This window comes from Nocardioides sp. (assembly GCF_035429765.1).
Lineage (GTDB): Bacteria > Actinomycetota > Actinomycetes > Propionibacteriales > Nocardioidaceae > Nocardioides.
Window position 1 is genome coordinate 1 of sequence record NZ_DAOMFK010000207.1, and the last position, 5538, is coordinate 5538.

The window sequence follows — 5538 nt, forward strand, 5'->3', positions numbered from 1 at the left end:
GCTCGGCCTCCGGACGGCTGGCCGCCTCGCGGGTCATCGCCTGCAGCGCGTCCAGCGCCGCTGCCAGGACCGGCCGGGCGCGCACCCGGTCCGGGTTGCGCCAGCGGGCGTCCTCGGGGGGACGGACCGGGCGCAGGTCGGCCACGTCACCGATCACCTGCACCCCGCTGCCCTCGAGCCAGTCGATCCACAGCTCGGCCTGCTCCTCGGCCCAGTCGTACCGGGTCGGCGGGAGCGTCGCGGGTCGCGAGTGGCGCTGGGAGAGCTCCTCCTGGGCCAGCACGTCGCGGACGAGGTGGTCGAAGCTCGCCTCGCGGCGCACCTCGCGGGCCATCCGCCGGTTCAGCCGGCGCAGCAGCTCGATCTCGGCGATGCCCAGGGAGCGGTTGGCCTGGTCGCTGTCCTGGGGGGCCCAGGCCGGATCGATGCCGAACGCCGCGCAGAACCGTTCCCAGAGCCGGTCGTCGCGACCACTCCTGCCGGGGTCCCGGGGCGGGACGGTCACCACGTGGATCCGCTCAGGAGGCAGGCGCGCGCCCCAGGTGGACAACACGGTGGGCAGGTCCAACGCCCGGTAGAACCAGGGCCGGCCGGACTCCACGAGATCCAGGAACCGGCGGAAGCGCCACTTGCGCCCCTGCTTGATGCTCTCCTGCCACGCGGCCGGGAGCTGCCGGCCCAGGTCCCGGGCGGAGTAGACGATGTGCACCTCGCCGCGTCCCAGGTCGGCCATCGCCCGGGCGACGTGCTCGGGGGTAGCCGGGGCGAGGATCTCGTGGCTGACGACCACCGTGCCGTGGCACCGGCGGACCTTGCGCATCAGCGCGGGCCAGGCGCCCTCGGCGTGCCCCGGCGGTCCGCCCCAGTCCTGTCCCAGCAGGTCCAGGGCGGCCCGGAAGTGGAAGAGGGTGGGATCCACCAGCCGTGACCCGGAGGGGAAGTGGACGTGGTGCTCGGCGAGGGAGGCGGCGTTGAGCCGGAGCCGGTCCTGCAGGTAGGTGGTGCCGGTCTTGGGAGCGCCGATGTGGAGGTAGACGGCGCGGCTCATGACCCGATTCTGCCGTACGCCGCTTCCGCTCAGCCCAGCGCCCGGACCACCGCGGAGGGGCTGGGGCGGCCCAGCCGGCCGGCGAGCCAGGTGCTGGTGGCCACCAGCGCGTCGAGGTCGACGCCGGTCTCGATGCCCAGGCCGTGCAGCATCCAGACCAGGTCCTCGGTGGCCAGGTTCCCGGTGGCGCTGTGGGCGTAGGGGCACCCGCCGAGCCCTCCGGCGCTGGCGTCGAAGGTGGTGACGCCCTCACCGAGCGCGGCCTCCGCGTTGGCGAGCGCCTGGCCGTAGGTGTCGTGGAAGTGCAGCGCCAGCCGGTCGAGCGGGACTCCGGCCTCGGTGAAGGCCCGCACGAGGGCGCGCACATGGCCGGCGGTCCCCACGCCGATGGTGTCGCCCAGGGAGAGCTGTCCGGCCCCGAGGTCCAGCAGCCGGGTGCCGACCCGGACCACCTGCTCGACCGGGACCGCACCCTCCCAGGGGTCCCCGAAGCACATCGAGACGTAGGCGCGCACGTCCAGGCCCTGCTGCCGGGCCCGGGCCACGACCGGCTCGAACATCGTGAACTGGTCCTCGAGGCCGCGGTTGAGGTTGCGCTGGGCGAAGGTTTCGGTGGCGCTGCCGAAGATCGCCACGTGGCGGCAGCCCAGCTCGAGCGCACGGTCCAGGCCGCGCTCGTTGGGCACCAGGACGGGCAGGTCGCGTCGGTCGGCATGGTGCAGGTCCATCCCGTCCAGGGTCCGGAGCAGGTCCTCGGCGTCGGCCAGCTGGGGGACCCAGCGGGGGTGCACGAAGCTGGTGGCCTCCACCACCGGGAGCCCGGCCGCCAGCAGCCGGGCGACCAGCTCGGCCTTCACCTCCGTGGGGACCAGGGCCGCCTCGTTCTGCAGCCCGTCCCGGGGGCCGACCTCGTAGACGGTCACCCGGTCCGGGTACCCGGCCACCGGGTAGCTGCTCGGCGTCGTACGGTTCATGGCTGCTCCTCACGCGGCTCGACGACGAACAGCCGGTCGCCGAGCGCCGCCTGGCGGCCGGCCACCGCACCGACCTCGGTGACGGTGCCTGCGAACGGCGCCGTGAGCGCCAGCTCCATCTTCATGGCCTCCATCATGCCCAGCAGCTGGCCCTCCTCCACGTGGTCACCCACGGCGACCCGGACGGCGACCACGCTGCCGGGCATCGGCGCGAGGATGGTCCCGTCTCCCGCGTGGACCGCGTGGTCGGCGAAGACGTCGGGGCGGTCGAAGAGGTGCCGCTGGCCCTCGAGGACCACCTCGACCACGTGCGGGAGCACGCAGCCGGCTGCCCGGTGGCGCACGCCGTCGAGGCTGAGGACCACGTCGAAGCGCCCGTCCGGGCCGGGCACGTGCTCGAGCTCCTCCACCCGCACGTCCCCGGCCGTGTGCGCGGTGACCGGGAGCACCTCGTCGAGCTCCACGGTGACCGGCGCCGGGGGGCCGGCGAGCCGCCAGCCGTCGGCTGCGAACGGACCCGCGCCGGTGGCCCGCGCCGCCCGGGCCGTCATCCAGGCCGCGACCAGCCGCGCGTCGCGCCGCGGGGGCGGAAGGGGCGGGGTGCGGTCCAGGTACGCGGTGTCGATGGCGGCCTCCCGGAACGCCGCACCCGCGACCAGCGCCCGGACGAAGCCGGTGTTGGTGGTCAGCCCCAGCACGGTGGTGCGGTCCAGCGCCGCCACCAGCGCCTGCCGGGCGGTCTCGCGGTCGGCACCGTGGACGATCACCTTGCCGAGCATCGGGTCGTAGGCCGCGCTGACCGGCCGGCCGCTCTCCAGGGCGGCGTCGACCCGCACCCCCTCCGGCCACCGCACCAGCGTCGGGGTGCCCGCCTGCGGCAGGAAGCCGTGGAAGGGGTCCTCGGCGTAGATGCGGGCCTCGATCGCGTGGCCGGAGAGCCGCACGTCGTCCTGGGTGAAGGGCAGCGGCTCACCCGCGGCGATCCGCAGCTGCAGGGCGACCAGGTCCACCCCCGTCACCAGCTCGGTGACCGGGTGCTCCACCTGGAGGCGGGTGTTCATCTCCAGGAAGTACGCCGCCCCGGTCGCGGTGTCGAGCAGGAACTCGACCGTGCCCGCGTTCACGTAGCCCACCTCCCGGGCCAGCGCCACCGCCGACTCGGTGACCAGCCGACGCTGGGCGTCGGTGAGGGTCGGCGCGGGGGCCTCCTCCACCACCTTCTGGTGACGCCGCTGGGTCGAGCAGTCACGCTCGAAGAGGTGCACCACGTTCCCGTGGGAGTCGCCGAGCACCTGCACCTCGATGTGCCGGCCGCGCTCGACGTACTTCTCCACCAGCAGGGTGTCGTCCCCGAAGGCCGCGGCCGCCTCGCGCCGCGCGGCCGCGACCGCCTCGTCGTGCTCCTCGGCGGTCCGCACGATCCGCATGCCCTTCCCGCCGCCCCCGGCCGCCGCCTTGACCAGGACCGGGTAGGCCGCGTCCTGGCCCGTGGGGACCACCGGCACGCCCGCCCGCACGGCGATCTCGCGGGCGGCGTCCTTGCGGCCCATCTGCTCCATGACCCGCGCCGAGGGCCCGACGAGCACGAGACCGGCGGCCTCGACCGCCTGGGCGAAGGCGGCCCGCTCGGAGAGGAACCCGTAGCCGGGGTGGACCGCCTCGGCCCCGGTGGCGACCGCGGCCGCCACGACCGCGTCGATGTCGAGGTAGGAGGGGACGGCGACAGCGACGTCGGCGGCCCGGACGTGAGGTGCGGCCCGGTCCAGCTCGGTGTGGACGGCCACGCAGCGCACCCCGAGGGCGTGCGCGGAGCGGATCACCCGCAGGGCGATCTCACCGCGGTTGGCGACCAGCAGGGTGGTGAACACCGCGCTCACATCCGGAAGATGCCGTAGGAGGGCGCCGGGCTCGGCGTCCGGGCGGCCAGCGCCAGCCCCATGCCGAGCACGCGGCGGGTGTCGGCGGGGTCGATGATCCCGTCGTCCCACAGGCGGGCGGTGGAGTAGTACGGCGAGCCCTGCAGCTCGTACTGCTCGCGGATCGGCGCCCGGAACGCCTCCTCCTCCTCAGCCGACCAGGTGCTCCCGGCGGCCTCGAGCCCGTCGCGCCGCACGGTGGCCAGCACCGACGCCGCCTGCTCGCCCCCCATCACCGAGATGCGCGCGTTGGGCCACATCCACAAGAACCGCGGGTCGTAGGCACGCCCGCACATCCCGTAGTTGCCGGCCCCGAACGACCCGCCGATGACCACGGTGAGCTTGGGCACGACGCTGCACGCGACCGCGGTGACCAGCTTGGCCCCGTCCCTCGCGATGCCACGGTTCTCGTACTCCCGGCCGACCATGAACCCGGTGATGTTCTGCAGGAAGACCAGCGGGATGCCGCGCTGGTTGCACAGCTCGATGAAGTGCGCGCCCTTGAGGCTGGACTCGCTGAACAGGATGCCGTTGTTGGCGACGATGCCGACGTCGTAGCCCCAGATCTTCGCGAACCCGGTGACCAGCGTCTCGCCGTACAGCTTCTTGAACTCGTGCATCCGGCTGCCGTCCACGATCCGGCGGATCACCTCGCGCACGTCGTACGGCGTGCGGGTGTCGGCCGGCACGACGTCGTCCAGGGTGGCGGGGTCCTCGTGCGGCTCCTCCGGAGAGGTTGCGGTGTGGACCCACACGGCAGAAGAACCGCCCTCGGAGGTGTCGTCTCGGTCCGCTCGGCGGGGTGCGTCGGGCAGCGTCGCGACGATCGACCGGACGATCGCGAGCGCGTGGGGGTCGTCCTCGGCCAGGTGGTCGACCACGCCCGAGGTCCGCGCGTGCACGTCGCCGCCGCCGAGGGCCTCCGCGGTGACCACCTCCCCCGTGGCGGCCTTCACCAGCGGCGGCCCACCGAGGAAGATCGTGCCCTGGTTGCGCACGATCACGCTCTCGTCCGACATGGCGGGCACGTAGGCGCCGCCGGCGGTGCACGACCCCATCACCGCGGCGACCTGCGGGATCTGCCGGGCCGAGAGGGTCGCCTGGTTGAAGAAGATCCGGCCGAAGTGCTCCCGGTCGGGGAAGACCTCGTCCTGCATCGGCAGGAACGCCCCTCCGGAGTCCACCAGGTACACGCAGGGCAGCCGGTTCTCCGCCGCGACCGCCTGGGCGCGCAGGTGCTTCTTGACGGTCATCGGGTAGTAGGTACCGCCCTTGACCGTCGCGTCGTTGGCCACCACCATGCACTCCCGGCCGCTGATGCGGCCGATCCCGGTGACGATGCCCGCGGACGGAACGGCGTACTCGCCGCCGTACATGTCGTAGGCCGCCAGGGCGTTGAGCTCCAGGAAGGCGCTCCCCGGGTCGAGCAGCCGCTCCACCCGGTCGCGCACCAGCAGCTTGCCCCGGGCGGTGTGCCGGGCCCGTGCGCTCTCCGAGCCGCCCTGCCGGACGACGGCCAGCCGCTCGCGCAGCTGGGCGACGAGCTCGGGCATCTGCGCGGCCATGCGCCCTCCGTCCCTCAGGTTAACGATCGCTAACC

Annotated in this window: 4 protein-coding genes; all 4 read right to left on the minus strand. The window is 73.8% G+C overall.

Translation table 11 applies throughout. From position 1 onward, the window contains the following. The coding region (locus tag PLP61_RS14530; RefSeq protein WP_324503469.1) for a hypothetical protein at positions 1 to 1048 on the minus strand (1048 nt) is incomplete at its 3' end. 29 nt (positions 1049 to 1077) lie between these two features. Continuing rightward, positions 1078 to 2022: a hydroxymethylglutaryl-CoA lyase gene (locus PLP61_RS14535; RefSeq protein WP_324503470.1), complete on the minus strand. Its 945-nt coding sequence runs from the start codon at positions 2020 to 2022 to the stop codon at positions 1078 to 1080. Beyond that, positions 2019 to 3899, minus strand: a complete 1881-nt coding sequence (locus PLP61_RS14540; protein ID WP_324503471.1) for an acetyl/propionyl/methylcrotonyl-CoA carboxylase subunit alpha — start codon at positions 3897 to 3899, stop codon at positions 2019 to 2021. Before PLP61_RS14540 ends, PLP61_RS14535 begins: the two co-directional genes overlap by 4 nt. Continuing rightward, positions 3896 to 5503 carry a carboxyl transferase domain-containing protein gene (locus tag PLP61_RS14545; protein WP_324503472.1) on the minus strand — a complete coding sequence of 536 codons (1608 nt, stop codon included), beginning with the start codon at positions 5501 to 5503 and terminating at the stop codon, positions 3896 to 3898. The genes PLP61_RS14540 and PLP61_RS14545 overlap by 4 nt, the downstream gene beginning before the upstream one ends. Between the last annotated feature and the right edge of the window lie 35 nt (positions 5504 to 5538).

Coding starts and splice junctions, on each gene's coding strand:
- PLP61_RS14535 (WP_324503470.1), bottom strand. CDS start 2,022: ATGAACCGTACGACGCCGAGCAGCTACCCGGTGGCCGGGTACCCGGAC.
- PLP61_RS14545 (WP_324503472.1), bottom strand. CDS start 5,503: ATGGCCGCGCAGATGCCCGAGCTCGTCGCCCAGCTGCGCGAGCGGCTG.